This window comes from Chryseobacterium sp. 22543 (assembly GCF_052044565.1).
GTDB lineage: Bacteria > Bacteroidota > Bacteroidia > Flavobacteriales > Weeksellaceae > Chryseobacterium.
In genome coordinates this window covers 34,779-61,074 of record NZ_JBQENH010000008.1, presented here as the reverse complement: position 1 = coordinate 61,074, position 26,296 = coordinate 34,779, and the positions used below count along the sequence as shown (strand labels likewise).

Annotated in this window: 31 protein-coding genes; 15 read left to right on the top strand and 16 right to left on the bottom strand. The window is 36.7% G+C overall.

The genetic code is table 11. The features are described from left to right. Positions 1-174 precede the first annotated feature (174 nt). Positions 175-540 (bottom strand): DUF1304 domain-containing protein, encoded by a 366-nt coding sequence (locus ACTJIP_RS21360; protein ID WP_077414113.1) that lies wholly within the window; start codon positions 538-540, stop codon positions 175-177. Between the two features lie 66 nt (positions 541-606). On the opposite strand from ACTJIP_RS21360, the gene ACTJIP_RS21355 reads away from it, so the two are divergent. The 3 genes from ACTJIP_RS21355 to ACTJIP_RS21345 all read left to right on the top strand — a co-directional run bounded on the left by ACTJIP_RS21355 (position 607) and on the right by ACTJIP_RS21345 (position 2,125). Continuing rightward, positions 607-1,179, top strand: coding sequence for a Crp/Fnr family transcriptional regulator (locus ACTJIP_RS21355; RefSeq protein ID WP_077414115.1), 573 nt, complete (start codon positions 607-609; stop codon positions 1,177-1,179). A 63-nt stretch (positions 1,180-1,242) separates the two neighbouring features. Beyond that, positions 1,243-1,677 carry a DoxX family protein gene (locus ACTJIP_RS21350; protein WP_232539064.1) on the top strand — a complete coding sequence of 145 codons (435 nt, stop codon included), beginning with the start codon at positions 1,243-1,245 and terminating at the stop codon, positions 1,675-1,677. Positions 1,678-1,681: 4 nt separating this feature from the next. Beyond that, the gene (locus ACTJIP_RS21345; protein ID WP_077414119.1) at positions 1,682-2,125 is read left to right on the top strand and encodes a carboxymuconolactone decarboxylase family protein; all 444 of its coding nucleotides are present in this window, start codon (positions 1,682-1,684) and stop codon (positions 2,123-2,125) included. Between the two features lie 217 nt (positions 2,126-2,342). On the opposite strand, the gene ACTJIP_RS21340 is transcribed toward ACTJIP_RS21345, so the two are convergent. The 6 genes from ACTJIP_RS21340 to ACTJIP_RS21315 form a co-directional block, all read right to left on the bottom strand. Next, complete coding sequence (locus ACTJIP_RS21340) at positions 2,343-3,311, bottom strand: cyclase family protein (RefSeq protein ID WP_219072281.1); 969 nt, start codon at positions 3,309-3,311, stop codon at positions 2,343-2,345. Positions 3,312-3,518: 207 nt separating this feature from the next. Next, on the bottom strand, positions 3,519-4,502 hold the full coding sequence (locus ACTJIP_RS21335) for an aldo/keto reductase (protein WP_440705067.1): 984 nt from the start codon (positions 4,500-4,502) through the stop codon (positions 3,519-3,521). Between the two features lie 215 nt (positions 4,503-4,717). Next, on the bottom strand, positions 4,718-5,470 hold the full coding sequence (locus tag ACTJIP_RS21330) for a type 1 glutamine amidotransferase domain-containing protein (RefSeq protein WP_228408646.1): 753 nt from the start codon (positions 5,468-5,470) through the stop codon (positions 4,718-4,720). A gap of 2 nt (positions 5,471-5,472) precedes the next feature. Further along, a complete protein-coding gene (locus tag ACTJIP_RS21325; RefSeq protein WP_047382718.1) occupies positions 5,473-5,760 on the bottom strand; it encodes a putative quinol monooxygenase in 288 nt (95 codons plus the stop codon). Position 5,761: 1 nt separating this feature from the next. After that, on the bottom strand, positions 5,762-6,646 hold the full coding sequence (locus ACTJIP_RS21320; protein WP_440705066.1) for an NAD-dependent epimerase/dehydratase family protein: 885 nt from the start codon (positions 6,644-6,646) through the stop codon (positions 5,762-5,764). After that, complete coding sequence (locus ACTJIP_RS21315; RefSeq protein WP_077414129.1) at positions 6,643-7,260, bottom strand: NAD(P)H-dependent oxidoreductase; 618 nt, start codon at positions 7,258-7,260, stop codon at positions 6,643-6,645. The genes ACTJIP_RS21320 and ACTJIP_RS21315 overlap by 4 nt, the downstream gene beginning before the upstream one ends. 329 nt (positions 7,261-7,589) lie before the next feature. On the opposite strand from ACTJIP_RS21315, the gene ACTJIP_RS21310 reads away from it, so the two are divergent. Beyond that, on the top strand, positions 7,590-8,336 hold the full coding sequence (locus tag ACTJIP_RS21310; RefSeq protein WP_180565253.1) for a metallophosphoesterase family protein: 747 nt from the start codon (positions 7,590-7,592) through the stop codon (positions 8,334-8,336). A 40-nt stretch (positions 8,337-8,376) separates the two neighbouring features. Beyond that, entirely contained in the window at positions 8,377-9,273 is an 897-nt protein-coding gene (locus ACTJIP_RS21305; RefSeq protein ID WP_077414133.1) for a LysR family transcriptional regulator, read from the top strand. Here the strand turns inward: ACTJIP_RS21305 and ACTJIP_RS21300 are convergent. Further along, complete coding sequence (locus ACTJIP_RS21300) at positions 9,250-9,717, bottom strand: GNAT family N-acetyltransferase (RefSeq protein ID WP_077414135.1); 468 nt, start codon at positions 9,715-9,717, stop codon at positions 9,250-9,252. The genes ACTJIP_RS21305 and ACTJIP_RS21300 overlap by 24 nt on opposite strands. Further along, complete coding sequence (locus ACTJIP_RS21295; protein ID WP_077414137.1) at positions 9,718-10,152, bottom strand: GNAT family N-acetyltransferase; 435 nt, start codon at positions 10,150-10,152, stop codon at positions 9,718-9,720. It abuts the gene before it with no gap. 222 nt (positions 10,153-10,374) lie between these two features. Between ACTJIP_RS21295 and ACTJIP_RS21290 the strand changes: the two genes are divergently transcribed. The 4 genes from ACTJIP_RS21290 (at position 10,375) to ACTJIP_RS21275 (ending at position 13,951) form a co-directional block, all read left to right on the top strand. Beyond that, a complete protein-coding gene (locus ACTJIP_RS21290) occupies positions 10,375-11,250 on the top strand; it encodes an aldo/keto reductase (protein ID WP_077414139.1) in 876 nt (291 codons plus the stop codon). A gap of 101 nt (positions 11,251-11,351) precedes the next feature. Continuing rightward, entirely contained in the window at positions 11,352-12,056 is a 705-nt protein-coding gene (locus tag ACTJIP_RS21285; RefSeq protein WP_077414141.1) for a DNA alkylation repair protein, read from the top strand. A gap of 150 nt (positions 12,057-12,206) precedes the next feature. Then, a complete protein-coding gene (locus ACTJIP_RS21280) occupies positions 12,207-13,265 on the top strand; it encodes an NAD(P)H-dependent flavin oxidoreductase (protein ID WP_440705065.1) in 1,059 nt (352 codons plus the stop codon). Positions 13,266-13,339: 74 nt separating this feature from the next. Beyond that, entirely contained in the window at positions 13,340-13,951 is a 612-nt protein-coding gene (locus ACTJIP_RS21275; protein ID WP_428169129.1) for a hypothetical protein, read from the top strand. Positions 13,952-14,001: 50 nt separating this feature from the next. Here ACTJIP_RS21275 and ACTJIP_RS21270 read toward each other — a convergent pair whose 3' ends face one another. The 4 genes from ACTJIP_RS21270 to ACTJIP_RS21255 are packed head-to-tail and all read right to left on the bottom strand — an operon-like array spanning position 14,002 to position 17,263. After that, a complete protein-coding gene (locus ACTJIP_RS21270; protein WP_180565258.1) occupies positions 14,002-15,339 on the bottom strand; it encodes a UDP-N-acetylmuramate--L-alanine ligase in 1,338 nt (445 codons plus the stop codon). 6 nt (positions 15,340-15,345) lie between these two features. Next, entirely contained in the window at positions 15,346-15,783 is a 438-nt protein-coding gene (locus ACTJIP_RS21265) for a hypothetical protein (protein ID WP_077414268.1), read from the bottom strand. A gap of 16 nt (positions 15,784-15,799) precedes the next feature. Beyond that, positions 15,800-16,606: a lysophospholipid acyltransferase family protein gene (locus ACTJIP_RS21260; protein ID WP_047373745.1), complete on the bottom strand. Its 807-nt coding sequence runs from the start codon at positions 16,604-16,606 to the stop codon at positions 15,800-15,802. 27 nt (positions 16,607-16,633) lie between these two features. After that, the gene (locus ACTJIP_RS21255) at positions 16,634-17,263 is read right to left on the bottom strand and encodes an NUDIX hydrolase (RefSeq protein ID WP_077414149.1); all 630 of its coding nucleotides are present in this window, start codon (positions 17,261-17,263) and stop codon (positions 16,634-16,636) included. A 426-nt stretch (positions 17,264-17,689) separates the two neighbouring features. On the opposite strand from ACTJIP_RS21255, the gene ACTJIP_RS21250 reads away from it, so the two are divergent. From ACTJIP_RS21250 to ACTJIP_RS21225, 6 genes are all read left to right on the top strand, one after another. Beyond that, positions 17,690-18,508 (top strand): RIP homotypic interaction motif-containing protein, encoded by an 819-nt coding sequence (locus tag ACTJIP_RS21250; protein WP_077414151.1) that lies wholly within the window; start codon positions 17,690-17,692, stop codon positions 18,506-18,508. A 115-nt stretch (positions 18,509-18,623) separates the two neighbouring features. After that, positions 18,624-19,022 carry a hypothetical protein gene (locus ACTJIP_RS21245; protein ID WP_180565259.1) on the top strand — a complete coding sequence of 133 codons (399 nt, stop codon included), beginning with the start codon at positions 18,624-18,626 and terminating at the stop codon, positions 19,020-19,022. Between the two features lie 7 nt (positions 19,023-19,029). After that, on the top strand, positions 19,030-19,764 hold the full coding sequence (locus ACTJIP_RS21240; RefSeq protein WP_440705064.1) for a CsgE family curli-type amyloid fiber assembly protein: 735 nt from the start codon (positions 19,030-19,032) through the stop codon (positions 19,762-19,764). Between the two features lie 11 nt (positions 19,765-19,775). Further along, positions 19,776-20,186, top strand: coding sequence for a curli production assembly/transport component CsgF (locus ACTJIP_RS21235; protein WP_077414270.1), 411 nt, complete (start codon positions 19,776-19,778; stop codon positions 20,184-20,186). 23 nt (positions 20,187-20,209) lie between these two features. Next, complete coding sequence (locus tag ACTJIP_RS21230) at positions 20,210-21,574, top strand: CsgG/HfaB family protein (RefSeq protein ID WP_077414157.1); 1,365 nt, start codon at positions 20,210-20,212, stop codon at positions 21,572-21,574. An 11-nt stretch (positions 21,575-21,585) separates the two neighbouring features. Continuing rightward, a complete protein-coding gene (locus ACTJIP_RS21225) occupies positions 21,586-23,097 on the top strand; it encodes a carboxypeptidase-like regulatory domain-containing protein (protein WP_180565261.1) in 1,512 nt (503 codons plus the stop codon). Positions 23,098-23,453: 356 nt separating this feature from the next. Here ACTJIP_RS21225 and ACTJIP_RS21220 read toward each other — a convergent pair whose 3' ends face one another. The 3 genes from ACTJIP_RS21220 to ACTJIP_RS21210 form a co-directional block, all read right to left on the bottom strand. Continuing rightward, positions 23,454-24,104 carry a response regulator transcription factor gene (locus ACTJIP_RS21220; protein WP_228408650.1) on the bottom strand — a complete coding sequence of 217 codons (651 nt, stop codon included), beginning with the start codon at positions 24,102-24,104 and terminating at the stop codon, positions 23,454-23,456. A 213-nt stretch (positions 24,105-24,317) separates the two neighbouring features. Next, the gene (locus ACTJIP_RS21215; protein WP_428169125.1) at positions 24,318-24,788 is read right to left on the bottom strand and encodes an OsmC family protein; all 471 of its coding nucleotides are present in this window, start codon (positions 24,786-24,788) and stop codon (positions 24,318-24,320) included. A 75-nt stretch (positions 24,789-24,863) separates the two neighbouring features. Then, positions 24,864-26,294, bottom strand: coding sequence for a T9SS type A sorting domain-containing protein (locus tag ACTJIP_RS21210; protein WP_440705063.1), 1,431 nt, complete (start codon positions 26,292-26,294; stop codon positions 24,864-24,866). Positions 26,295-26,296: the final 2 nt, after the last annotated feature.

The window sequence follows — 26,296 nt, the reverse complement described above, 5'->3', positions numbered from 1 at the left end:
ATGCAAATTTACGAATTTTATATTAAATGGATTTTTTTGGACGTAAGAAGCTGGTTTTAAGTCTGGTTATGGAAGGTGATATGTAGAGTGATTTTTCTCTTACCATTAAAGATAAGAGCGTATTGATATGGTAAAGATCTCGAAGGTGATCTTTCCAAATATGAGCTATGAAAATTACTTTAGTAAAACAGCAGTAATTGCCAATATTGCGGGTAGTGCCTGTACAAAGAATATTTTTTTTGTGGCAGAAATCGCTCCGTAAATTCCAGCTACCGCTACACATCCTAAAAAGAATAGTGCCACATTGGTCTGCCATTGCGGATCTTTGATCAAAAACGACCAGATCAGTCCGGCAGCCAGAAAACCATTGTAGAGCCCCTGATTGGCGGCGAGTCCTTTGGTAGGTTTAAACATTTCTGCAGGTAAAGCAGCTTTAAAGACTTCTTTTCCTTTTGTTTCCCAGGCAAACATTTCCATCCACAGAATGTAGATATGTTCTATTGCGACTAAGGCGATCAAAATTTTTGCAACGATGTCCATGATTTATTATTTTTTGGAATTGTAAAACTAAAAAAATAAAGTTAAGTTTGATTACTAAATATTACAATGGAAACTTTCAAGGCACATTTAGATAAATTCATTACGATCACCGACGAGGAATTTGCTTCTATTATTTCTTTTTTTCAGGTTTTAAAAGTGAAAAAGAAAGAAAATCTGATGCTGGAAGGTGATATTTGTAAATTTAAATATTTCGTTGTGGAAGGATGCCTGAGAAAGTTTTTTGTGAACGAAAAAGGGGTAGAACAAACCACAGAATTTGCTATAGAAAACTGGTGGATGTCTGATACTTTTGCTTTTGAAAAACAGATGAAGTCAGACTTTAATATTCAGTCTGTAGAGAATTCTAAAATTTTAGTTATTGATTTTCAGTCTCAGGAACTTTTACTGGAAAAGCATCCCGTTATGGAACGTTATTTCAGAATGGTCTACCAAACGGCTTATGCTGCCGCTGAAAAAAGAATCCGTTATATTTATGAGATGACGAAAGAAGAATATTATGTACATTTCAGCACGTTGTATCCTTGGTTTATACAGAGAATTCCGCAATATTTAATTGCTTCCTTTTTAGGATTTACCCCAGAATATTTAAGTGAAATCAGGGCAAAGTTACGATCTTAAACCAGTTTAAGATTTTTACGGATCAAAAGCCGGAAATTTGTCATGTTATTAAAAGCCAATACAATGACAGATACCAAAAATCGATTTCCGCAGTTATTTTTAAGACTTGCTCTTGCTGTAACCATGCTTTCTGCAGTGGCAGACCGATTTGGATGGTGGAGTAAAGAAAATTCATCATGGGGAAATATGGAGAGTTTTAAAGAATATACAAGACAGCTGACATTTTTTCTTCCGGAAACAATGAGTACGTTCTCAGCGTATGCCGCTACTTTCTTCGAGATCCTATTTCCATTGATGCTGATTGCAGGGTTTAAAACCAGAATTGCAGCGTATGGAAGCAGTATTCTGCTGTTGGTTTTTGCCATATCCATGACCATTGCTTCAGGACCTAAAGCTCCACTCAACTATTCTGTATGGGTAGGAAGTGCCGCAGCTCTTTTATTGGCGGTTCAGCAGCAATATTCTTTAAGTATAGATCAATTAACCAAAAAAAAATAATATAATGAGCGCAAGATTAAATATTGCAACAGTAGATTCAGCAGCTTACAAAGCGATGATGGGATTAGAAGGATATTTACAGACAACTTCTTTAACTCACATTCAAAAAGAATTAATTAAAATCAGGGCTTCACAGATTAATAAATGTGCTTTTTGCCTTGATATGCACACAAAAGATGCCATTAAATATGGTGAAACACCTCAGAGAATCTTCATTCTAAACGGATGGACGGAGGCAAAAGAATTTTTCACAGAAGAAGAGCAGGTGCTTTTGAAGATGACAGAGGAAATTACACTGATTAGCCAAAATGGATTAACAGAAGAAACGTTCCAAAAGGCGAAATCATTCTTTGATGACAGCCAGATTTCTCAGATTATTATGGCGATTGTAACCATCAATGCATGGAACAGAATTGCAATAAGCACGCATCTTCCGGTTGCAAAATAATGAAGTAATGAAGCAGGAAGATGGATGCTCATGAAGCCTGCATAATTTACGGATGTTTACTTTTTATAAAAACGGCCTTTCAATTTTGAAAGGCCGTTTTCTGTAAGATTCAAAGCAACAATGTAATAGGGCTGTGGTATTAATTCTAAAAATAAATTCTAAGGTTAGCTTTATTTTTTTAACCGGAATTACTTTGTTACTCTGTTTTTTAAAGAAATTAATAAATAGCCACAGGATTCACATTCACCTGAGTAGAGCCTACGTATAAAGGCTGTCCCAATACGAATAAAAATTCCCAGACTTTTTGCTTCACTAAAGGTCGGCTGTCGATCAGTTCCAGATTATAAATTCCCTTTTTAGCCAGCATAAACTGGTTGATGGGAAATTCTTCTTTACTTTTCGGATTAGGATAGACTTCAGAAGCCCAGGTGTCACCACCAAAAGCTACGATTCCCTGATCGGCAAGCCATTTTGCAGCATCCATTCCGATTCCCGGTTCAGTTTCTAAGAATTGTTGATTGTTTTTACCAATCAATTCAAGCCATCCGGTATTGAAAAGAATGATATCACCTTTTCTCAGGGTAAGGCCCTGTTTCTTTAAAACAGATTTGATATCTTCTACCGTAAATTCTGTTCCTCCGGGTACTATTGATTTTCCATAATGAGCGGTCATATCAAGGACTACACCACGGGTTACGAAAGGAGGAACTTTTTCAACTCCCAGTTTTTTTACGCCTTCCACAGTCACAAAGTCTGTTGCTTTATTTCCGTTGTAGTAAATATTGTCAATACCGATGTGTCCGATACCGTTCAGCTGGGTTCCCACTCCGGTCCATCCGTTTACGAGTTCATCATTGAATGTAAATTTATTGGGACCTATGCTTTTTCCACCCTGTTCTCCGGGCTGGATATTATATAAATTGAAGCTTCTGTGTCTGAAAGCCGGAAGTTTTTTGTCAATAGGAACTGCAAGAGCTAAGGTTTTACCCTGTTTTACCAGTCCCAGAGCCTGTTTTACAACTTCAGGAGTCAATAAATTAGCAGCTCCTATTTCGTCCTGCGCTCCGTAAGAAGAAGGAAACCATGATTTATCTTCCGGATTGACAAGTGTCTGAGCATTGAATGTAATGCTGTTAAGAGTCAATAGGGTTACTAACCCGAATATTTTAATCAGATTATTTTTCATTTTTATGAGGTATGAGAGTTAAAGGGAAGAAGTTGGAAGCTGGAAGAGGGAAGTTTTATTAGTGTATTGATAATCAGTAGGCTTTTATTGCATTTTTCTGCATGTGACAAAGAGATTTCTCCTTCGTCGGAATGACAATTGAAGTTAAATTGTAAACCAATCTATTGGTTATCCGGCATCAATAACTTCTATCTTCCAGCTTTTGTATTAAATTTCGCTCAAAGCTGAATTGATGATGTTCAATTCTTCCTGAGAAAGGTCAATAGACATAGCTTTTGCATTTTCGATAGCTTGTTGTGCGTTTCTTGCTCCTGCCAGTACTACTGTAATTGCCGGCTGCAGTGTAGTCCATCTTAATACCAGTTGAGAAAGGCTGGCACCTTTTTCCTGCGCAATAGGTTCAATTTTTTCTAAGAAAGTTTTCACTTTATTCAAATCAAACTGCGAGAAATATCCGTTTCTGTGGTCGTTATCTTTTAATTGGGTTTCTTTAAAATATTTACCGGTTAAAAGACCTCTTTCCATTGGGCTGTATACGATAATTCCTGAATTGTTTTCCAAAGAATAGGGAACAAGGTCGTTTTCAATGGCACGGTTCAGCATACTGTAAGAAACCTGGTTGCTGGCAAGCTTTAAAGTTCTGTTAGCTTCTTTCATTTGAGCTACACTATAGTTGCTTACCCCTGCAGTACGGATTTTTCCCTGCTGGATTAATAATTCCATAGCTTCCATTGTCTCACCGATAGGAGTGGTGCTGTCCGGCCAGTGAAGCTGTAAAAGGTCAATATAATCTGTCCCTAATCTTTGTAAGCTTTCCTCAACTTCTTTGATGATGTTTTCTTTGGAAGCTAATTTATATACGGGAATTACTTTTCCTTCGTCTTCAGCATCAAAGAAAAATTCTCCTTTTCCGTTATTGCTTCCGTCCCAGACCAATCCGAATTTTGTTAAAAGCTGAATTTTTGAACGGTCTTTTCCTTTGATTGCTTCACCAATTATTTCTTCACTCAATCCGAAACCGTAGAAAGGTGCCGTGTCGATAGAAGTTACTCCATGATCCAATGATGCGTGTATAGAGTTGATAGAGTCCTGCTTTTCATTTCCTCCCCACATATTTCCTCCGATAGCAAAAGCTCCGTGTGTGATTGCTGATAATTCTAGATCTGTATTTCCTAATTTTCTATATTCCATTTTGTTTTAAAATTGTTATATGTAAACCACCCCGTCAAAAATTCTTTGAATTTTCGCCACCCCTCCAGTGGAGGGGAATTCTCGATGTTTCAATTGTAGTATTCGTGAAAATCGGAGATTTTCAAAAACTTAAGTGTTCTTATCAACAGCCTGTATTATAACTTTATTTACTTAAGTATTTAAAACTTTTGTGACTTTTGTGGTAAAATTATTTGTTATTTATTTAATTCTTTTAAAATAGCTTCTCCAACGCTCTTTGCAGATTGAGGATTCTGTCCTGTGATCACTCTTTGATCTGCAACTACATGGTTCTGCCAAAGCCCTGATTTTTCAAATTGTGCTCCTCTTTCTTTCAGCTTGTTTTCTAATAAGAAAGGAACTACATCTGTTAATTTTACTTCAGCTTCCTCTTCGTTAGTGAAAGCATTGATTTTTTTTCCGTCTACAAGATATTTCCCGTTATTCAGTTTGATATTTACCAATCCTGCCGGACCATGACATACTCCTGCCACAATACCTCCGTTTTCGTAGATTTTTGAAGCGATATCTGCCAGGTCTTTATTGTCTGCAAAATCCCACATGGCTCCATGTCCTCCTGCATAAAAGATGGTTGAATACTCTTTCGGGTTTACCTGAGAGGGTGTCATAGAATGGTCAATTTTGTTCTTGTACTCCTTGTTTTCCCAGAATTCTTTGTTTACAGGATCTTTCAAATCGAATCCGTCTACCGGAGGAGTTCCGCCTTTCGGACTTACAAAGTCAATTTCATATCCTGCATTGTGAAGAACTTCCCATGGATGAGAAACTTCACCCAGATAATATCCTGTATCTTCACCAGTACTGCCTTTTTTATCGTGGCTGGTTACGACGAATAAGATTTTCTTTTTCATATTTTTTGATTTTTTAGTTTGTGCCTGAGCGAATCCTATCGTGAAGATCGCCAGCATTAAAAACGCTAATTTTTTCATTATTAAATGATATTGGTAATATAAATCTGTGGTTTTTCCTGAAGCTTTTCATCTACCAAAGCCCCGAAAGCCTGAATATAAGGCTGTTGATTGTGCTGGTCCAGTCCCTCTTTACTTTTCCAGATTTCATAGAAAACAAATTCGTTTTTGTCTTCAATTCCCTGATGGAGGCTGTAAAGCTCACATGCTTCTTCTTTTCTTGTCTCTTTTACCATATTCTGAAGAACTTCCAATACCTCTGGCTGATGTTCTTCTTTGGCTTTTATAATTGCTGTAAGATGAATTTTCATATTAAATAAAATTTTCAATTGAGTTATAGATAGGTTTCCATTCCAGTTCTGTTCTGGCTTTGTCTGCATTACATCTGCTGTTGGATGCAAAGCCGAAGTAGCCGCCTGCAGGACCGAAATTGTCAACAGCATCCTGTATACTTAAAGATTGGGCTGGTTCCAGATTGTATTTTTTACTGATAACTCCGGCAATGTTTTTTAAAGGTGAAGCACCATTTTCTGCATAATAGATAGAGCCTTCTTTCGCTTTCTCCAAGGCCAGTACATAAAGATCTGCCAAATCTTCAATATGTAAGTTGGACCAGATATTTTCACCTTCTCCAAAATAAACACCGTGCCCTTTTTTCTGAGAAAAATTAACCAAGGCCGGAATCTGGATACTGTCTTTTTTTATTCCAAGACCTTCTCCATAAACCATAGTAGGAACAATAACGATACTTCTTATCCCTTTTTGAACGGACTGAAGAACATAATTGTTAATGAGAACCCTTGATGCCATTTCCAGTCTTGGAGTCAGAGGGAAATCTTCAGTATACACAAAATCACTTCTTTTACCATTTTCTTTACCTCCGAAAATAGCAGATCCGGAAGTAAATATGAATGTTTTATGGCTTCCTTCCATTGCTTTGATAAAATTATCCACAGCATAAGCATCATCCGCAGAATCAGCATTATGGATTACTGCATCAACGCCGGCAACGGCTGTTTTTATTAAATCTTCATTGTGGATATTCCCAATAATGGTTTTGATGCCCAACGATTCCAGTTCCTGTACATGAGCTTCGTTACGAACTAATCCGGTTACTTCATAATTTCTGTCAAGTAGTTTTTTAGCGATAGTACCTCCTATATAGCCGGTAATACCTGTTATCAATATTTTTTTCATGATACTAATTCTGGTTTTAATTCTTTTTCAAATACATTTCTTACATGTTCTCTGTAAAGCTTCATATCACGCTCTATATTAGCATTTTTCTCCACATCATGGAAGTGGAAACTTTCCATTTTCTCCAGCGAAACAAAGGCATTCATTCTATGGAAACCAAATAATGGTCCATCATCTACACTTGTTTCACTGAAAAATTCTCCGGGAAGTGTAAAAGCTGTTGCAGGAGCGTTCCAGCTGGTAGTCAGCATATATTTTCTGCCACCAAGCATTCCTCCCGTACCATAGTTGATTTCAGGATTCTCAGCCTTTCTTCCATCACTCATATAAATTCCTTTTGCATGACCTGCTGTGAAAACTTCATCAATATATCTTTTTAATCCGTTCGGAAGCTGAAACCACCAGATTGGAGTATGGTAAATAATGTAATCTGCCCAGACAAACTTTTGCACTTCTTCATGGTTATCATAATTTTCACTTACATTGGTGATCTTCACTTCTACATTATCAAATTCTTTAAGGGCTGCTAATGTATTTTCTGCAATAGTCTGATTATATTTTCCTCCGGAATGTCCGAAATTCTGTCCTCCGTTGATGATTAGTACTTTTTTCATTTTTTTATGATTGTTTAAATTTTACTCTGCAAAGTTAGGATGGATGTTTGTATAATAAAAATAATATAAATTATAGGAAAGTATTATTAAAATTATAGTTGGATTGGTTCAGGATTTTTGGTTTAAGTTGAAGGTCGAGAGTGAATGGTGAATAGTCAGTAGTGAATAGTCAATCCGCTTCACTTGTGAATTTTTATGAGTATGCCAATTCACCATTGACTTTGCGCAGCAAAAATTGACCATTGACGGCACTAATGGTAAAATGTCATATCATATCTGAACTGAAATTCCTTTCTGTCATGTAAATTTGTTTAACAAATTGAAGGACAATGATACAGATAGCGGTTTTTAGTGATGTGCATGGAAATCTTCCTGCCCTGGAAGTAGTGTTGAAAGATATTGAGCAGAGAGGAATCAGGCAGAAGTTATGCTTAGGAGATCTGGTGGATTTTGCACCCTGGGGAAATGAAGTGATAGAAAAAATAAGAAACCTGAACATTCCCTGCCTGATGGGAAATCATGATGAAAGAATTGCTTTTGATATTCCTGTTGTTCCTTTGTCCAAGCATTCGGAAGAAGAGACGAATGCCAGATTCATAGCAATCGATCATTCTAAAAAACATATTACAGAAGAGAATAAAACGTTTTTATCAGAGCTGCCTTTTCATTTAAAATTAAATTATAAAGTAGGGGAAAAGCATTGGAATATTCAATTGGTTCATTCCAGTCTTGAAAGTAATGATACTTATCTTTATGAATCAGAAAATGATGAGGTTTTTGAGAATATGCTAAAAGATTCCCGAGCTGATATTGTGGTGATGGGACATACCCATTTATCATTTAAAAAACAGTTTGAAAATAATACCTGGGCTGTTAATTGTGGCTCTGTAGGACGTTCTAAAGAAGAAAACAGACTGGCTTCCTATTTGGTGCTGACTTTAGACGAAGAAAAAATCACCCCTGAAATTGTACAATTACCATATCCGATTGATGAAACAGTCCGTCAGATATGGGAAAGCGGGATTCCTGATTATTATGCCTCATTTCTGAAGAATGAAAATGTATTAATATTATAATTATTTTGTAAATTTGCATCAGAATATTAATAATTAAATCATGGTCAATTTAGAATGGTATCGTACTTTTAAGGCGATATATAAAACCGGGACATTGACGGGTGCTGCTGATGCTTTATTCATATCACAGCCGGGAGTGAGTCTGCATTTAAGCTCATTGGAAGCTTATGTAGGATACAAACTATTCGACAGGACCGGTAGAAAAATGATTCCTACAGAACGCGGGAAAGTATTGTTTAATGCCGTTGCTGAACCTATTACCAAACTGGAAGATGTAGAAAAAAACTTCCAGAAATCTACAGAAAAACATACCCCTACCATTAGTGTGGGAATGTGTTTTGAAACGTTTCAGACTACTTTGGAACAGTATGTTTCTTCATTGCCTTTTAATCTGATTATCAGTTTTGGAGAATATCCGGAAATGCTGGATCAGCTGGACAAAGGAATTCTTGATCTTATCATTACGCCGAAAAAAGGATCTTCACCCAATATCGAGCATGAAGCATTTTCTTCCGAGCAGATCGTTCTTGTAGGAGGGAAAGATGTGGATAAAGCTGCTTTCAATAAAATGTTAAAAACAAAAGATGCAGAGCAGATTGAAGGATGGCTGAAGAATGAAAAATGGTACGGAACCACCGGAGATATGGAACACCTTTTCCAGTTCTGGATATTGAATTTTGGTCATAAACCCAATTTCCGTCCCAATTATATTGTTCCCAATATGAATTCCATCATCCGTTGTCTGAAAGGAGGAACAGGATTAGCTGTAGTTCCCGATTTTCTATGCAGAAGCGATATCGAAAGCGGTGAAGTTCAGTTAATCTGGGAAGGAAAGAAGAAATTTGAAAATACATTGTACTTCGGATGCCGTAAGAAAACCAATTATCAAACTGAAATTGAACATATTAAAGGTTTATTCCGTAAGGTGATGAACTAGTAAAATCATATCTTTCATCTGTAAACCGTTTTCATAAATAGGATCTGGATAATTTTTAATAAAGAAATCTTTCAGAACTCCATTTTTGATGAATCCGTTTTTCTCATAAAATCTGATCTGTTGGAAACCGGTATCCGATGTTCCGACAGTCAGTGTTTTATAATGATTTTCTTTTGCAATTTCTTTTGCTTTATCCATCAGGATTCCTCCGATGCCTTTACTTCGGCAACTTTCAGTCACTGCGACGTTTTTAATTTCCAGTTCACTATTGCTCTTCTTGTACAGTGCCATCACAGCAATATTTTCAGTACCATTATTCAGAAGATAGATGTCAGAATTGAAAATATATTGATTGATCGCCTCCTTGGTTTCATCTGCCAGCAGCAAGAGATGATAAGGAATTTCCGAATCAGAATTTAATAGATTAAAAGTAAAATCTTCCATTTACAGACTCATATGAATAAGTGGATAGTCTTTTCCTGAACCGTCTTTCTCAGATCTTCCGATTTTTTTGAAACCCATTTTTTCATAAAACCCGATGGCTTGAGGATTTTGTTCATTCACATCCACTTTGGTCAATCCGGTTTTCTCTTTCATGAATTGATAAAGCGTTTTTCCGTAGCCTTTTCCACGCGTGTCATTATGAATAAAAAGCATTTCGAGGTTGCCTTCTGCTACAGAGGCAAATCCTTTAGCTTCATTATCTTCAGTGATTAAATAAACTTCCAGGTTAGGAAGATAATCTCTTGGAATGGCTTCTTTAAAATAATTGAAATCTTTTTCAGCAAGAAAATCGTGAGTTGCTTTTACAGCCGATTCCCAGATTTCCATAATTCTTGGATAATCTTCTGCAGCAGCCAGTCTGATATTTTGTGACATGATTTTTTAAATTTAAACAAAAATAAAGAAAATAGCGTTGGAATGCCAGCTGGACCGTAAATTAGAAACCAGAAATCAGTAAAAAAAATTAGAAACTGAAAGCTGGAATTACCTCATTACATAGCCATTTTTTAATAGAAACAGTAAAATTGGTAGGCGGGATTTTCAAAATTTTGTTGCAAATTTGTTTATCACTTTATATTAATAATTAAATAAAGATTTATGCAAAAGAAAACCTATACAGGACAGCCTGTGGTAACCTTAAATAACGGAGTGGATATTCCTGCTTTAGGCTTTGGAGTATGGCAGATGGAAGACCTGAAAGAATGTGAGAATGCAGTAATAAAAGCTATTCAGAGCGGATATAGAATGATTGATACGGCTGCTATTTATCAGAATGAAACGGCTGTAGGTGCCGGGGTAAAAAATAGCGGAGTAGACAGAGAAGCATTATTTATCACATCAAAAGTATGGGTTCAGGATCATGGGTACGAAAAAGCTAAAAGTGCTTTTCAGAGAACATTAGACAGACTGCAGATGGATTATCTTGATATGTACCTTATCCACTGGCCTTATGGAGACTTTTTAGGAACCTGGAAAGCTTTGGAAGAATTATACAAGGAAGGAAAGATCAAAGCTATAGGAGTATGTAATTTTACGATTGAGAAACTGGAAGAATTAAAAGCCAATTCAACCGTGTTGCCGGTAATCAACCAAATTGAACTGCACCCGGTATTCCAGCAAAAAGAATTGCAGGTATATGACAGAGAAAATAATATCATAACACAGCCATGGAGTCCGCTTGGAAATGGGAATGCCCAGCTTTTAAGTAATCCTGATCTGAAAGCAATTGCTGAAAAATATGGTAAAACCGTAGCTCAGGTAATTCTGAGATGGCATCTTCAGGAAGGATTTGTAGTGATTCCAAAATCTGTGACACCATCAAGAATTGAAGAAAACTTAAATGTATTTGATTTTGAACTTACAGAAGATGAAATGAATGTTGTCCGTTCTCTGGATACAGGGAAAAGATTATTCTTTGATCCTAAAGATCCTGAATGGGAGCAAAAAATGCTGAATTCCGTAGCGGATATTTAATCTTCAGATTGACAAATGAATAATTCCCGCAGGTTTCATGAACACAGATCAGGAATCTGAGTTATTGTGAAACCTGCGGGATTTTAAATGAATAATAACCCATGACTGCACAAGAATTCATACAAACACTCTCGTTATTCAGGAATGAAAAAGAACTCGATAAAGTAGAGAAGTTTTTCAAAGGAAATGATGGGATTACAAAGAGTTTCGGAGTGAAATTCGGCGATGTCTTTACTACGGCTAAAGAGTTTTCTGCTATGCCTTTGGATGAGGTCAATAAACTCCTTGACAGCGATTTTTATGAAGTAAGAATGGGGGCAGTGAGTATCATGGATTTCCAGGCCAGAAATAAAAAAACGACTGAAGATCAGAAAAAAGACCTTTTTGATCTGTACCTGAATCGCCATGACCGTTTGAATAACTGGGATTTTGTAGACAGGGCGGCCAGAAATATTATTGGAGAATATCTTCTTGACAAGCCTAGAGATATTTTGTATAAGCTTGCTTATTCCGACAGTCCGTGGGAAAGGAGAACAGCCATTGTAAGCACTCATGCGTTTATCAGGAAAAATGATGTAAAAGATACTTTTGCCCTTGCAGAAATCCTTATTCATGATCCTAATGAACTGGTGAATAAAGCAGTAGGAAGCTGGATCAGAGAGGCTGGAAAAAAAGACCAGGAGAAACTACATGATTTTCTCACTACTTATGCTAAAACAATGTCTGCTGTTACATTTTCTTACGCTACAGAAAAGCTTGATCCAGTATCAAAATTACACTATAAAGGACTGAGGAAAGCAAAATAAATCTTGCCTTGCACAATGTGCAATAGACGTTTTTCAATAACCCTAACCCTTAAACTTTAAACGTTGAACTTTAAATTCACTGAGGAATATCATGGTATTGAATGACTTTCATTGTCACTTTCTTCGTAAATTTTAATAAAAATAATTCTTATGTTTTGGCCGGATACAATCAGTAGAAAACTAGGGATACAATACCCTGTAATTCAGGCTCCGATGTTTGGAGTAAGTACGGTACAGATGGTGGCAGCTGCTGCAAAAGCAGGTTGTCTGGGATCACTGGCGCTGGCAGATCTTTCTGCGGATCAGTCTGTTGAATTGATCAGGGAAACGAAAAAACTGACTGATAAACTTTTTGCAGCCAATATATTTGTACATCACATTCCTGAAGTGACCGACGCTTTAAAAGAAAAGTTTATCAAAACGAAGCAGTTCCTTGAGCAGCTGGCGAAAGAAAATAATATTGAAGTAGAACTTCCGGAACTTGAGACGATCAGTATACATCCTTATCATGAGCAGGTGGATGTCATCATCGAAGAAAATTGTAAGATCTTGAGTTTTACATTCGGAAATCTGGATGATCAGAGTATTCAGAAATTAAAAGAAAACGGAATTACCCTTATCGGAACCTGTACTTCTGTGAATGAAGCTTTGCAGCTTGAAAAATCAGGTATTGATATTATTTGTGTTCAGGGAATAGAGGCGGGAGGCCACAGGGGAAGTTTTGAGGCGGAGCACATTCCGCAGATCGGAGGTTTATCTTTGCTGTCACAGGTGTATGATCATGTAAATGTTCCTTTAATTTATGCAGGAGGAATTTATGGAGCCAAGACATTACAAGCCGTTAAAAATTTAGGAGCTCAGGGATTCCAGGTTGGAAATCTTCTGCTGGCTTCTCAGGAAAGTGCTTTGCAGCCTTTTGAAAAAGAAAGACTGAAAAAAGTACGGGAAGAAGAGATTGTTTTAACAAAAAGCTTTTCCGGAAGATATGCCAGAGGAGTGAAAAATCAGTTTATAGAAACGGTTGAAAATTCAGAATATATTTTACCATATCCTTATCAGAACAAGCTGACCAATGCACTGCGTAAAGCTGCAAAATCTTTGCAAAATCCGGAATTTGTTGGAATCTGGGTTGGACAGTCTATTCATCAGTATAGTGAACTTTCCACAGAAGAAATTTTGAGAAATCTGATCACAGAATGTGAAAGATAGATCAATATGTTTTCAATTTGCTGTTAATTTTCTATTTTCGTGAAATATAAAAACTAAAATCAGCGAAAATAAAAATGAAATTTTCAGAAGGAATTCAAAAATCACTCCCGTTCGGATACTTATTTCTTGTTGTAATGGGAATACTTAAAGAGAGTGTCTTCTACTATCAGATAGGCATTAATATTCTGAAATATTCAACAATAATGGATATTTTAATAAGTCCGATTGCTACCTTAACTGCTCATCCAGTAATACTGATTGCCCTGCTTATTATCGTTGTATCTTCATTTGCCTTTCCGTCCTATTTATCAAAGCAAAGTAATAAGAATAAAAAATGGGCACTGAAAATGGCTTCTCTTAAAGAACATGAAAATATGAGTAAAGAGGCTATTGAGAATCATTTTACCAATATGTTTGTAAGATTTCTGGCCATGATGCTGTTGTCTTTCTTTGTAGGAATAGGTATGGGAGAAGGGATGACATTAACGAAAAGAATAAAGGAGAACAGACTTAAATATGATTATAAATTAAACTATAGTGATGATAGTTCTGATCTGGTTCATCTGATAGGATCAAACAGTATGTATTATATCTATCTGGCAAAAGGAAACAAAACGGTAAAAATTTCACCGGTAGGATCTATCAAAAGTATTGAGCTGGTCAACAACAAAAGATTGAATAACTAGAAATAATGCTTAATAAAAAAGCTTCAGATCATATGCTGAAGCTTTTTTATTTATTTTGTTAAATCAAGACCGCCAAAATTTCCGGAACTCATCATTAAATAAACACCATCCGTTTTATCCAATGTATTCCAATAGGCATGAAGATCTTCAGCATTCGTGAAAACCTTTAAATTTTCATTCTTGAATTTTTCTTTGATAAATTCTGGAGATATAGGCTCCATTCTCTTGATCTTCAAAGCATCTTCAGAGTAGAAAACGATGGCTTCATTCAAGCCGTCCATTGCATGATCATACTGCTCAAGGAAGGCCGGATTTAAGCTGGAATAAGTGTGAAGCTCCAGAAATCCATATTTCTTATCATTTTTGAATTGCTCCGTAAATGCTTTTACAGCTGCCTTCACCTTGCTTGGTGCATGAGCGAAATCTTTATAAAGTATTCCTTTATCTTCTCTTTCTACTTTTTCAAGACGTTTGGATGCTCCTTTGAAGCTCATAATAGCCTCATAGAAGTCTTCATCCATAATACCAAGCTGTCGGCAGATATGTCTTGCTCCTTCCATATTCAACAGGTTGTGGGCTCCAAAAACAGAAAGCGGAACATCTCCCATTTCAGTTTTTAAATACACTTTACCATTATTGATTTCATATTCAGGAGTGTTGTAAGGGATTTTTCTGAAATAGTTTTCTGCATTTTCCACTACTTTCACTACTTCCGGATCCTCTTCATTGTATACCAGAACTCCACCTGGTGTAATGCTTGCTACAAACTTTCTGAACTGATCAATATAATCATCAAATGTTTTGAAAACATTGATATGATCCCATGCAATGCCACTCATCAAAGCGATATTCGGCTGATACAGTAAAAATTTAGAACGAAGGTCGATAGGAGAAGAAAGGTATTCATCACCTTCCAGAACCATGAAATCATTATCCTGAGTCAGTTTTACCATACAGTCGAAACCTTCAAGCTGAGCGCCTACCATGAAATCCACATCTTTCTGGTGGAAATTCAAAACATGAAGGATCATTGAAGTAATGGTTGTTTTACCATGTGATCCGGCAATGACAACTCTTGTTTTATTTTTTGACTGTTCGTAAAGGAATTCAGGATAAGAATATATTTTCAGACCCAGTTCTTTTGCTCTTGCCAGCTCAGGATTATCCTGGTGGGCATGCATCCCAAGAATAACAGCATCAATATCCGGAGTGATCTTTTCCGGGAACCATCCCATTTCCTGAGGCAGAATTCCTTTCTTTTCCAGGCGGGATTTTGAAGGCTCAAAAATAGCATCATCAGAACCTGTCACCTGATATCCTTTGTCTTTTAATGCAATCGCAAGATTATGCATGGCGCTTCCGCCAATGGCAATGAAGTGGGTTTTCAATTGTATTTACTGTTTTTTAACATTAGTATTAATGATCTGCTGGAAAACTTCAAGAATGTTGTTCCAGTTGGTCTGGTAATTCGGAATAATCATGCTGGCATCCGATTTACTCCCTTCATTTGGACCTTTCTTGATGTTGATGGAAGTTGAAATATTATCGTACAGTTTTTTGCGGTCTTCCTGTATTCTTCTGAAATTGTTCTGAGAAAGAACCTGATCCAGTTTTTTTAAATCTTCATCAGAAATTTTAAAATCCTGTTTATATTTTTTACCCTGCCCTTCAAAAGAGTAGTGTACATTATTCCCTTTTATAAGCATGTTTTCATATACAGGAGCATAGCCTCCACTTTTCGAATAGCTGATATCAAAATCCGAATATACCTTCTGGCTGTTGCATGAAACTAATACTATGATTGCAAATAAGATTCCAAGTATTTTGTTCATAATTTTTGTCATTACTTTAATTATTTGAGTCCTTTTGTTCTAATTTTTTAGCTTTAAGTTCTTCATCATAACTGTGTAATAAGTTGAAATCTTCTGTCTGCTCAATGGCAGTCATGATTTTCAATAAAATTTCCGGTGCTTTTTCATTATCATAATCAATATCCAAAGGAGCTTTGAATTCCATCGTAGGTTTTACACCGGTTACCTTTACGCGGAGTCCTTTTTTATCAAAAGCTCTTCTGAATCCGTTTATTTTGATTGGAATTACAATAGGACGCTGATTTTTCACCAATTTGGCAGTTCCTCTTCGTCCCTGTGCAAAAGCGGAAGTAGTTCCTTGAGGGAAAGTCGCTACCCAGCCATTGTCCAATGCTTTCATAATGTTGTCTACCTCACTCATATCTACCATTCTGTTGACATTTTTCCCTTCAGCTCTCCATGTTCTTTTTACTGTTACAGCACCCGCAATTTTGAAAATTTTGGGAAGAATACCTTTATTCATGGTTTCCTCTGCTGCTACATAGTAAAAATCGATCTTAGGGTTCAATAGGTAGATCGGGTTTTTTATTGTGTTTAAATATCCGTTATTTACAGCACAGAAAGCATGGTACATTGCTGCCACATCTGCAAAATAGGTCTGATGGTTGGATACGAAAAGTACGTTAGAATCCGGAAGATCCACAAGGTGTTCTGTTCCGGTTATCTTTAACTTATTAAAGCCGTTGAATCTTCTGTATGATACAACTCCTAAAATAAAAATAATAAACCTTTTCAAAAAATAAGGTGTTCCGAATGCATCGGTGAAAATATTTTTCTTCGCCATCTCTCAATTAAACACGGTAGTGCAAAGTTACATTTTTTTCAGCAACTGGCTGAATTCACTTAATATCATCGCTGTAGCACCCCAGATAATGTATCCGTTGAAATTGATAACAGGAACCTCATATCCGTTTGCATTAGGCAGTGCCATGATTTCGGGGGTACCAGACAGATTTAGAAAGGAAGTGATGGGAAATTCTATGGTTTCCACAGCTTCCGTCTGCTGAAGAACGAAGGCGGGATTCTTTTTAGTATAGGAAATATAGGGATATACATAAAAATTGCTCGGTGGAATATAAATAGGAGACATTTCTCTGATGATCCTTACATAATGTTTGTCTATTCCAATTTCTTCGGAAGTTTCCCGAACTGCAGTTTCCGCAAAATCTCTGTCCATCTCCTCACGCTTTCCTCCAGGCAGTGAAATCTGCCCGCTGTGTCTGTCGTGTTCGTTAATCGTTCTTTGAATCAATGGAAAATACCATTCATTGTCTTTCAGATACAGAAGGATGTTGACCGCGGCAAATTTGGGATTCTTTGCCAATACTTCATCATAAGTAAAAACGGGGCGGGAGGGAGGTGAGAAAACTCCATGGGCGTGTTCACCAGGAAGCTCTACACTTTTTATTTTTCGTAATAAATCTTTTCCAAAATTTTCCATACCTCAAATTTAACAATATATCTTGAAGAAATAAGGGCCTTAACATTAATTAACCTATGTCGTATTAGAATGAAAAGATGAGTAATTGTGAATTTTGCTTCACCAATGAAAGGTGAATTATTGTGGGGTGGTAAAGATTTTAACACCCGGCACTGTGAAGTTTTACTACTCATGATGAATTTTGAAAAATGAGTGAAAATCGTGGCCGTAGAAAATTTAATATTCACCACTGAATGAGCTACTTACAGTTGTTAAAATAACTCCCGTATTTTTCCGTAACTGAAAACAATGACACCCGTACAACGGCAAATAGTGACCCTTACAACTATAAACAGTGACTTTTGAAATTTACACTTTGATGGTGGTTTTTCATCTTGGCTCAGAGGCTACCTTTGCCTTACTATTAACCAATTAATTTTTACTAAGATGAAAAATTTACTTACAGGTGTATTTACACTATTCGCCATGAGTTTCGGATTTGCACAATTCAATATTGATGTAACTACCCAAACAGGAAACTTAAATGTTGCTACTGTGGATCAGACTGGTCTTTTGAACATCAACTCTTTGACACAGACAGGGAATCGTAATACTGCAGACATTGATCAGGTAGGTATTTTGAACGTTAATACTGCACAAAGTATAGGAAACAGAAACTCAATAGATGTAGATCAGGTGGGTATTGGAAACTCAAATGAAGTAATGCAGATGGGAAACAGAAACTCTGCTTCAACATGGCAGCTTGGAGTTCTTAACTCTACAGAACAAACTCAGATAGGAAGAAGAAATGATGCTTCTTCGGTACAGGTAGGATTAGGGAACTCTGTCGTTCAATATCAGGACGGAAGAAGAAATGATGCTTCAGCTATTCAGTTAGGTAGCGGTAATGAAGCTTATCAGGTTCAGCTGGGAAGAAGAAATGATGCCAGCGGACTTCAGGTAGGAGCCAACAATATCCTTGTTCAATATCAGGATGGTAATGATAACAGTGCTACTCACGTACAAGCAGGAACAGGTAATATTGCCGCTTCAGTTCAGGTAGGAGATGATAATACCTCTGCTGGATTACAGATCGGTAATGCCAACCAGCTTTATCAGTTCCAGGTAGGAGATTCCAACACAGCTATTGACCTTCAGATGGGTAATGGTAACTTCACCTGGGTAGCTCAGAGTGGTGATGGCCATATTCACGTAGGAACTCAGATGGGTAACGGAAACTCAATGATTGTGAATCAATCCAATTAAGCCCTATAACATATACTGTAAATCTTAGAAATTGTAAAGGAGAAACTACAGGGTTTCTCCTTTTTTACCTCCGGTTTTCTTCGGTTTGCGTCAGTATCTTTAATACATAGAGGCCATGTTTACTTTAAGATGGAGTGTTTTTGCTCTTTTCATATTATTGCCATTACAGGCACAGGAAATAGACTGGGATAAGATCAACAGCAATACAATCTTTAATCTTATAGCCAGGCAGCAGATTGATCAGATTTCATACGGTACTAATATCATTCAGATGGGTGATTATAACAATGCCGAGCTTTCTCTTAATGCCAGAACTAATATTGTTGTAAAACAACTGGGAGACTTTAATACACTTTATTTTATCAATTCATTTACAGATAAAGAATCTAAAGCTGCCATTACTGCACAAGGAAACAATAATATTATTGATGTCACGGGAAGCAATAGTATTTCGGATGGAGTTCAGATCAATGTAAAGGGAGACAATAAAACAGTTTTCATGAGAAACTATTAAAATACAAATGATGAAACTTTTATATTCCCTTAGCCTGAGCACATTTTTTAGCTTCCTGTCTGTATGGACTTATGGGCAGGAAGATAAAAAAATAAATGCAAGAATAGAGAGCAGCCTCCTTGAAAATCAGATTATACTGAAAGCAATTGTAATGAACAATACCACCGTTTATAAGGAATTGAATTACCTTTTAGTTTCTATTAAAAAAGGAAATGGCGGGAACTTTTCAAACAATCAGCAGAGTGGTAAATTTTCTGTGAATCCCAATGAAGTTAAAATATTATCGGAAATCAGTGTCAATCTTGAATCAAAAGATGCCTTGAAAGCCTTCCTTTATATCAGGGATGAAGAAACACAAAAGCTGGTCGCCAAAGACAGTCTGGAGCTTAACAGTGATCTTTTTAAAAAGAAAACAGCAAAGGTAGAAGAAGATGCTGCTTATGAGCTGAGAGGATTGACCATTGATGAAACCAAAACCAAGGTTGGAAAAGATTTTTATGATCTTTTTTATATACAATACAGCCAGCTTCCGGATAAAAGCATCAGTGCTATTACGATTACAGAACTTCCCCTTCGCGGAACAAGCGGCCAGATTAATATTCAGATTGAGGATAAGATTATTTACAGTTTTATGACCAATCCTGCAGAAGATTATTTAAAAGAGCAGCTGGTCTACAGCTTAAAATATATCAAAGAATTTAACGCTAAGAAAAACCTTATTAAAAATGAATTTATCTACTAAAAATGTCCGCCATGAAAACCTTTATCATTATTTTGACCTTTATTGCAGGTATTTTCTACGGAAAATCTCAGCAGCTCGTCTACAAACCGGTCAATCCGGCTTTTGGAGGAGACACGTTTAATTATCAGTGGCTTTTAAGCTCTGCCAATGCACAAAACCAATTTGACGAAAAAAATGATTTCAGCGATCTGCTGGATCGTGTAAATTCTCTTGACAGCTTTACCCAGAGTCTCAACAGACAGATTCTCAGTGAGCTTTCAAGAAAACTGTTTGATGAACAGTTTGGTGATGGAAATATAAAGCCCGGAAATTATCTTTTCGGATCGCTTTACTTACAGATTACCAATACTAATCAGGGACTTTTAATCAATATTTTGGATACCAGTAATGGCGATCAGTCCGAGATCGTAATTCCGAAATAGGAATAACTAAAAATAAACTTACCATGACAACCTACACTTACACCAGAATCTTTTTCTGTAGTTTCCTGCTATGCATTCTGCAGGCTTGTAGCTCAATATTTGGTTTACCTTCGGATCCCGAAAAACCAACAATGGGTGAGGTTACTTCCTCTACCGCAGAACTGAAAAACCTTCCCCTTCCCAAAGAAAAAATTGTAATTGGGGTCTACAAATTCCGGGACCAGACCGGCCAGTATAAACCTTCCGAAAACGGAAACAACTGGAGCACGGCAGTCCCTCAGGGAACCACCACCATTCTTATCAAAGCACTGGAAGACAGCCATTGGTTTATCCCTATTGAAAGGGAAAATATTGCTAATCTTCTCAATGAAAGACAAATCATCCGTTCCACACGACAGGAATATATAAAGGATGCAGATAAAAACAGTCAGGCACTTCCTCCTCTTTTATATGCCGGAATTCTTCTTGAAGGGGGCGTAATCTCCTATGACAGCAATATTCTCACCGGAGGGCTTGGAGCGAGGTATTTCGGAATCGGTGCTTCCACACAATACCGCCAGGACAGAATTACTATTTACCTTCGTGCTGTCTCTACTCTTAATGGAGAAATTCTTAAAACAGTTTATACCTCTAAAACTATTCTTTCAACCAGCGTCAACGGAAGTTTTTTCAGATATATTGATACGGAAAGACTCCTTGAAGCTGAGGTAGGACTCACCCAGAATGAGCCCGTTCAGCTTGCTGTGACAGAGGCTATTGAAAAAGCTGTAAAATCTCTTATTGTAGAAGGAATAAGAGATAAAATCTGGGGGAAAGCAGTGGATCCCAATGGAGGATACCAGACTTTAATCAATGAATATAACAGAGAGCAGGAGCAAAATGACGGAAGAGCAGTAGGCGGCAAATATCCGGAGAATTACAGACAGAAAGTTTCTGTATTTGCCAATGTTGAAGGGCAGAAAGTGAAAGATGATTATGTAGGCCCTAAAATGAATGTTGGAGGTAAAATAGGATTCAAATATTTCCTTACTCCCTACCTGAATATAGAATTGAATGGCAGTTATTTTACGCTGGAAAATTCAAATATTGTGAAAAGAAACTATTTCGGTCCCGAAGTGAATCTGGAATATGTGCTTTTTCCTAAATACAGATTCAGCCCATACATTTACGGTGGAGCTGGGGCTATGTATTCAAAATATAAACCTCAATATAAAACACAGTTCGGAGGAGGGCTGGAATATATGATCAGCCGGAATGTTTCACTGAGAGCTTCGGCTCAATATGACCTGGGATTCAAAGATGACTGGGAAGGCCTTGTGAATGGGAAAAGGAAAGATCAGGCTTTACGCTTTGGTATAGGAATCAATTTTTACTTCGGAAACAAATAAAAACACGAATTATGAAAACTTTAATTAAAATACTCAGCATATTCATCTTTGCTTTTTGTCTGTTTTCATGCAATGAAGACCTTGTAGAACAGGCTCAAACAGGAACACTAAAAGGAAAAGTTGTAAAAAGAGGCAGTAATGTGCCGCTTTCCAATGTGAAGATTTTTACCAATCCTACAACACAGACGGTTTTCACTGGTACAGACGGCTCTTTTGAAATCGCAGGCATGCCGGTAGGCAATTATTCTGTAAAAGCAGAGCTTTCGGGATATATTACCAGCTTTCAGTCTGTCAATATACAGAATCAAAATCAAGTGGTAACAGCAGTTTTTGAGATGGATGATGATACATCATTGAATTCTCCTCCCGCTACACCACAGTTGCTAAGTCCGATAGATAACGCAGTAAATCAACCTTTGAGCGTCGAATTAACCTGGAGCGCAACAGATCCGGATACAGCGGATGTTTTAAAATACAGTTTGGCAATTAAAAATAATCTTGACACTAATGTGATTCAGGTTAATGATTTGACAGCGAATCATTATACGCTTTCAAATCTGAAGTTTGGTGTAAGTTACTTCTGGCAGGTGTCTGTTTCGGACGGCATTCACCAGCCAGTTTTAAGCTCTATCAGTAAATTTACTACCAATACGGTACCGGCCAACAGGTATCATTATACCCAAAAACAGAATGGGAATTTTGTGATCATCTCCAGTGATGATCAGGGAAGTAATTTCCAGTTTACCAATTCTTCCTACAACAGCTGGCGGCCACGTAAGAACAACAATGCAGGTCTCATTGCTTTCCTTCGTACAGAAGGCGGAAGTACTCATATTTATACAGCCAATCCTGACGGTTCCAATCCTTTTAAAGTAACAACAGTAGCTGTAGCAGGTTTTAATAATTATGAAATGGATTTTGCATGGAGTACAAACGGTAAGGAGCTTATTTATTCTAATTTCAACAAACTGTACAGGATCAATAAAGACGGCAGCGGTCTGAGTCTGGTGTATACCACTCCTGACGGAAGTATGATATCCGAATGCGACTGGAGTTATGATGGTAGTAAAATAGCTTTGAAAACCAACGATTATAACGGCTATAATACCAAAGTTTATGTTATAGATATGACGGGAACTGTTCTTAAAACTGTATTGTCCGGTTCCCCGGGAGCCAGTGGTGGACTGAATTTCTCCGTAGACGGACAGCTTCTTCTCTTTACCCGTGATGTCTCAGGATATCTGGACGGAAGTGGAAATTACCGACAGCTGGATTCACATATTTTCATCTATAATCTTGTCACAGATGTTATAAGTGATATTTCTGCTGAAAGCGAAAAAGTGATGGGAACCAATGATCTTGACCCAAGATTCTCACCGAATAATGCACAGATCATTTTTATGAATACTTCCAATGATAATATTTCGCAAAGAAATGTAATGGCCATTGATCTTAACAGCAGTATGACGGATCTTACCCGAACAGCGCTTTTCAGCAACGGGGAGATGCCGGATTATGAATAAGCTTCAAGGTTTTTAAATTCAAAGTTTAATCTTGTTTCGCTACTTTTTATGATTCAATGATTGGTTTTGCAAAACAAATTAACTCATGATATTAAAAGTCCAGGGTTTTAAAGTTTAAAGTTCCAAGTTGTGAGCCAGAGATTAGAGATTTGGGTTGTTTGCACATAAACAATAAGTTAAAGTTATATAAGCTTTTTCATAGCTCAATTTCTGATCTCTATGTCTCACTTCTGGTTTTACAATGAATAAGGATTAATAATAAGTTACGCCCTGATTCTAGAATAAAAATGGATTAGGCATAAAAAAATTCCAGACTGTAAAGTTTGGAATTTTTTTGAGTTTTTCATGGGAGAATTTCAGTCGATAATATGATTCTCAATAGCATATTTTACAATTCCGACTGAGTTTTTCGCATTCAGTTTCAAAAGAATTCTTTTTCGGTGTGTTTCTACCGTATTGATACTGATAAAAAGTTTTTCAGAGATATCTTTACTGCTGCATCCGTCGCAGATCAGTTTCAGGATTTCCATTTCACGGCGGGTGAGGGGTTCTTTGATGTGGGGATTTTGTTTTCCCTGCTCACTGCTGATGAAATTCATCATTTTTTCCTTTGCATGATCACAGATATAGATCTCATTGAGGAGTAAAACATTAATGGATTTCAGGAACTCATCATAAGTGCAGTTCTTGTCCAGATAACCTTTGATGCCTTTGTTGAAAAGCTTCCGCATATCTATCACGTCATAAGAGCTTCCTATGACAATGATTTTGGTGTTTTTATGTTCAGAAATAATGTTTTCTACCAACTTGCAGATTTCTGTAAGCATGAGCATGTTGGAACTCATGACAAGCATTTCCGATGGCTCTTTTTTTAAGTGTTTGGAGAGGGTTTCTAAAGAATTACAAATGTCAATTGTGCTAAAAATTTTGCTTTGTGTAAGCAGTCTTGATAATCCCTCGGTATAAAGCATGGGCTCATCAAAAATGGTCAATTTTGGTTTCATCATGGTTTGTTTTGTTTATATAAAAATATGAAAAAAACTTTATATTTTAAACAAAATTGATAAATAATTTTAATTTATGTTGTTTTTATTAGTGGTTAAATGTTGTTTTTATTAATTATTTAATAAATAATTCTCTTTTTGTGGAGTTTTTTAGAGTTATTACTGTTAAAACGTATTGTTTATCGTTGTTTTTAAAGTTTGTTTTCAAATGTGGTATCATATAACTAACGTGGTAGGGATATGCTTTACCGGAAAATTAACCGAGTTGGCAATGAAACAATATTCATTGGCTTTATGATGAAGCTGTTCTGCTTTTTCCTTCATAGATTCTTCTGCAACGGTTACTGCAGGATGTAAAGTTACTTCTGTAAAATATCCGCTTCCGTTGGCTGTTTCTGCCATTATGCCTGTTGCTTCATCGGTGTAATCTGTCACAATAATGCCAGCCTCGGAACAGAAATGAAGATACCACAGCATATGACAGGAAGAAAGTGAGGATAGAAACATCTCTTCCGGATTATGTTTTGTTCTGTCACCACGGAAAGCAGGATCTGATGAACCCTCGATAATAATTTTGTTTTCTGCAGAAATAGTATGGCTTCTTTCGTAATCTCTATATCCACTGGTTCCGGTTCCCTGATTGCCTGTCCATTGGACGGTGATTTTGTAACGATGATGTTTTTCCATTTTGAATTGAAATAAAAAAAGTATCTGCTAAAATTAAGCAAATACTTTTTTTTAAAAATAAAATATGAATTTTTATTAATTTTTGATGAGCTTTCTACTGGTCGTATTACCATTCTCGAAAGTTATCTTTGCGGTATAGATCCCTTTGGATAAGTCTGAAACAGAAGAGTGAGAGTCTTTTATTGTTTTTATTACCTGCCCGCCAACGGAGAAAATTTCTATTTTAGTCACTCTATCCTTTGATGTGAAGATGAGGTTTTGGCTTACGGGGTTTTCAATGGCAACTGCAGAAGAAGATTTGCCCGGATTAGTGGTTGCCAATGTCATACTATTAAGAAGGTATTTTACGATATAGCCGCTTCCGTTAGCAATGATATTGTTGTCGTTAATGATCATATCTCCAACTGTTGTCAGGTTTGGGTCTGTTTCCACAAAATAATTGAAAACAGGATCTATTTGTCCGTTTTGAGCAATTTTTGAAATGAAAAATTCACCTCCGTTCTGGGCATAATTCATTCCTCCGATGTAGTAGTAGCCATTTTTTTCAACGATACTCAAAATATCATTCAAAGAGGAAAAGGAAGAATTGAAATTAGCTGTAAATGATGGGTCAAAAGTTCCGTTTGCATTAATTTTGTTAAGACTTCCGGCTGCGTTCGGATCAAAGCTTGAAAAAATAATATTGTTATTGCTGTCAAGGATTGCAGATTGTATATATCCTGGATTGAAAGTTAGATTGACAATACCTGTGTTTCCAAAACCCGTAATAAGCTGTCCGTCTGCGTTGTATTTTGCCACAGCACCCACATATGCCGAACCTGTAGGATCTGCCTTGTTGTATCCAAAACCGATAATATTGGATTGGTTGTCTAAAGCGACTAAGTTAAAGTTTGAAAAATTATTGATAAAGCCATTCATTCCAAATGTGGTATCCAGGCTTCCGTTTTCATTCAGTCTGCATATAATCCCTGTAGGATCTTGTAAGGGAATAATTGTTTTCTGTCCGTAAACGATTATTTTGTTATTCTGAAGGACAAGTCCGTATCCCCGAACATTCAGATCAGGATTGATATCAGCAATTTTTGCGATTCCGTTAACGCCAAAGGTATTGTCTAATTGTCCGTTTGGAAGTATTCTGATAACCACTGAGTAGTTGATATTTGCATCAGACGTAAATGCTTGAATTAAAAGTTTGCCATCCTGCTGCATTTTCAGCTGACTGTCATAGGAAGTGTAAGGTAGTTGAATTTCACCGCTGTTTCCGAAAGTAGTATCAATTGTACCAGTGGCGGTTAGCTTTGATAAAAAAGAGGGTGAGGGAGTCATTCCATTATTCTTGGTATAAGTAAAATAAATGTTTCCGTCTGAATTTTGAACCATTTTAGACCAGGCATCATAGTTGGGGGTAGAATAGATACCATTTGAAGCAAAAAGATTGTCTTTAGACACAATCTGGGCAGAGATATTCTGAATCACCAGAATAGCCAGTAATAAAATTTTTTTCATTA

What these genes read in the sequence shown, in the direction of transcription:
- ACTJIP_RS21360 (WP_077414113.1), bottom strand. Translation starts at nt 540, where the DNA reads ATGGACATCGTTGCAAAAATTTTGATCGCCTTAGTCGCAATAGAACAT.
- ACTJIP_RS21355 (WP_077414115.1), top strand. Translation starts at nt 607, where the DNA reads ATGGAAACTTTCAAGGCACATTTAGATAAATTCATTACGATCACCGAC.
- ACTJIP_RS21350 (WP_232539064.1), top strand. Translation starts at nt 1,243, where the DNA reads ATGACAGATACCAAAAATCGATTTCCGCAGTTATTTTTAAGACTTGCT.
- ACTJIP_RS21345 (WP_077414119.1), top strand. Translation starts at nt 1,682, where the DNA reads ATGAGCGCAAGATTAAATATTGCAACAGTAGATTCAGCAGCTTACAAA.
- ACTJIP_RS21340 (WP_219072281.1), bottom strand. Translation starts at nt 3,311, where the DNA reads ATGAAAAATAATCTGATTAAAATATTCGGGTTAGTAACCCTATTGACT.
- ACTJIP_RS21335 (WP_440705067.1), bottom strand. Translation starts at nt 4,502, where the DNA reads ATGGAATATAGAAAATTAGGAAATACAGATCTAGAATTATCAGCAATC.
- ACTJIP_RS21330 (WP_228408646.1), bottom strand. Translation starts at nt 5,470, where the DNA reads ATGAAAAAATTAGCGTTTTTAATGCTGGCGATCTTCACGATAGGATTC.
- ACTJIP_RS21325 (WP_047382718.1), bottom strand. Translation starts at nt 5,760, where the DNA reads ATGAAAATTCATCTTACAGCAATTATAAAAGCCAAAGAAGAACATCAG.
- ACTJIP_RS21320 (WP_440705066.1), bottom strand. Translation starts at nt 6,646, where the DNA reads ATGAAAAAAATATTGATAACAGGTATTACCGGCTATATAGGAGGTACT.
- ACTJIP_RS21315 (WP_077414129.1), bottom strand. Translation starts at nt 7,260, where the DNA reads ATGAAAAAAGTACTAATCATCAACGGAGGACAGAATTTCGGACATTCC.
- ACTJIP_RS21310 (WP_180565253.1), top strand. Translation starts at nt 7,590, where the DNA reads ATGATACAGATAGCGGTTTTTAGTGATGTGCATGGAAATCTTCCTGCC.
- ACTJIP_RS21305 (WP_077414133.1), top strand. Translation starts at nt 8,377, where the DNA reads ATGGTCAATTTAGAATGGTATCGTACTTTTAAGGCGATATATAAAACC.
- ACTJIP_RS21300 (WP_077414135.1), bottom strand. Translation starts at nt 9,717, where the DNA reads ATGGAAGATTTTACTTTTAATCTATTAAATTCTGATTCGGAAATTCCT.
- ACTJIP_RS21295 (WP_077414137.1), bottom strand. Translation starts at nt 10,152, where the DNA reads ATGTCACAAAATATCAGACTGGCTGCTGCAGAAGATTATCCAAGAATT.
- ACTJIP_RS21290 (WP_077414139.1), top strand. Translation starts at nt 10,375, where the DNA reads ATGCAAAAGAAAACCTATACAGGACAGCCTGTGGTAACCTTAAATAAC.
- ACTJIP_RS21285 (WP_077414141.1), top strand. Translation starts at nt 11,352, where the DNA reads ATGACTGCACAAGAATTCATACAAACACTCTCGTTATTCAGGAATGAA.
- ACTJIP_RS21280 (WP_440705065.1), top strand. Translation starts at nt 12,207, where the DNA reads ATGTTTTGGCCGGATACAATCAGTAGAAAACTAGGGATACAATACCCT.
- ACTJIP_RS21275 (WP_428169129.1), top strand. Translation starts at nt 13,340, where the DNA reads ATGAAATTTTCAGAAGGAATTCAAAAATCACTCCCGTTCGGATACTTA.
- ACTJIP_RS21265 (WP_077414268.1), bottom strand. Translation starts at nt 15,783, where the DNA reads ATGAACAAAATACTTGGAATCTTATTTGCAATCATAGTATTAGTTTCA.
- ACTJIP_RS21260 (WP_047373745.1), bottom strand. Translation starts at nt 16,606, where the DNA reads ATGGCGAAGAAAAATATTTTCACCGATGCATTCGGAACACCTTATTTT.
- ACTJIP_RS21255 (WP_077414149.1), bottom strand. Translation starts at nt 17,263, where the DNA reads ATGGAAAATTTTGGAAAAGATTTATTACGAAAAATAAAAAGTGTAGAG.
- ACTJIP_RS21250 (WP_077414151.1), top strand. Translation starts at nt 17,690, where the DNA reads ATGAAAAATTTACTTACAGGTGTATTTACACTATTCGCCATGAGTTTC.
- ACTJIP_RS21245 (WP_180565259.1), top strand. Translation starts at nt 18,624, where the DNA reads ATGTTTACTTTAAGATGGAGTGTTTTTGCTCTTTTCATATTATTGCCA.
- ACTJIP_RS21240 (WP_440705064.1), top strand. Translation starts at nt 19,030, where the DNA reads ATGATGAAACTTTTATATTCCCTTAGCCTGAGCACATTTTTTAGCTTC.
- ACTJIP_RS21235 (WP_077414270.1), top strand. Translation starts at nt 19,776, where the DNA reads ATGAAAACCTTTATCATTATTTTGACCTTTATTGCAGGTATTTTCTAC.
- ACTJIP_RS21230 (WP_077414157.1), top strand. Translation starts at nt 20,210, where the DNA reads ATGACAACCTACACTTACACCAGAATCTTTTTCTGTAGTTTCCTGCTA.
- ACTJIP_RS21225 (WP_180565261.1), top strand. Translation starts at nt 21,586, where the DNA reads ATGAAAACTTTAATTAAAATACTCAGCATATTCATCTTTGCTTTTTGT.
- ACTJIP_RS21220 (WP_228408650.1), bottom strand. Translation starts at nt 24,104, where the DNA reads ATGATGAAACCAAAATTGACCATTTTTGATGAGCCCATGCTTTATACC.
- ACTJIP_RS21215 (WP_428169125.1), bottom strand. Translation starts at nt 24,788, where the DNA reads ATGGAAAAACATCATCGTTACAAAATCACCGTCCAATGGACAGGCAAT.
- ACTJIP_RS21210 (WP_440705063.1), bottom strand. Translation starts at nt 26,294, where the DNA reads ATGAAAAAAATTTTATTACTGGCTATTCTGGTGATTCAGAATATCTCT.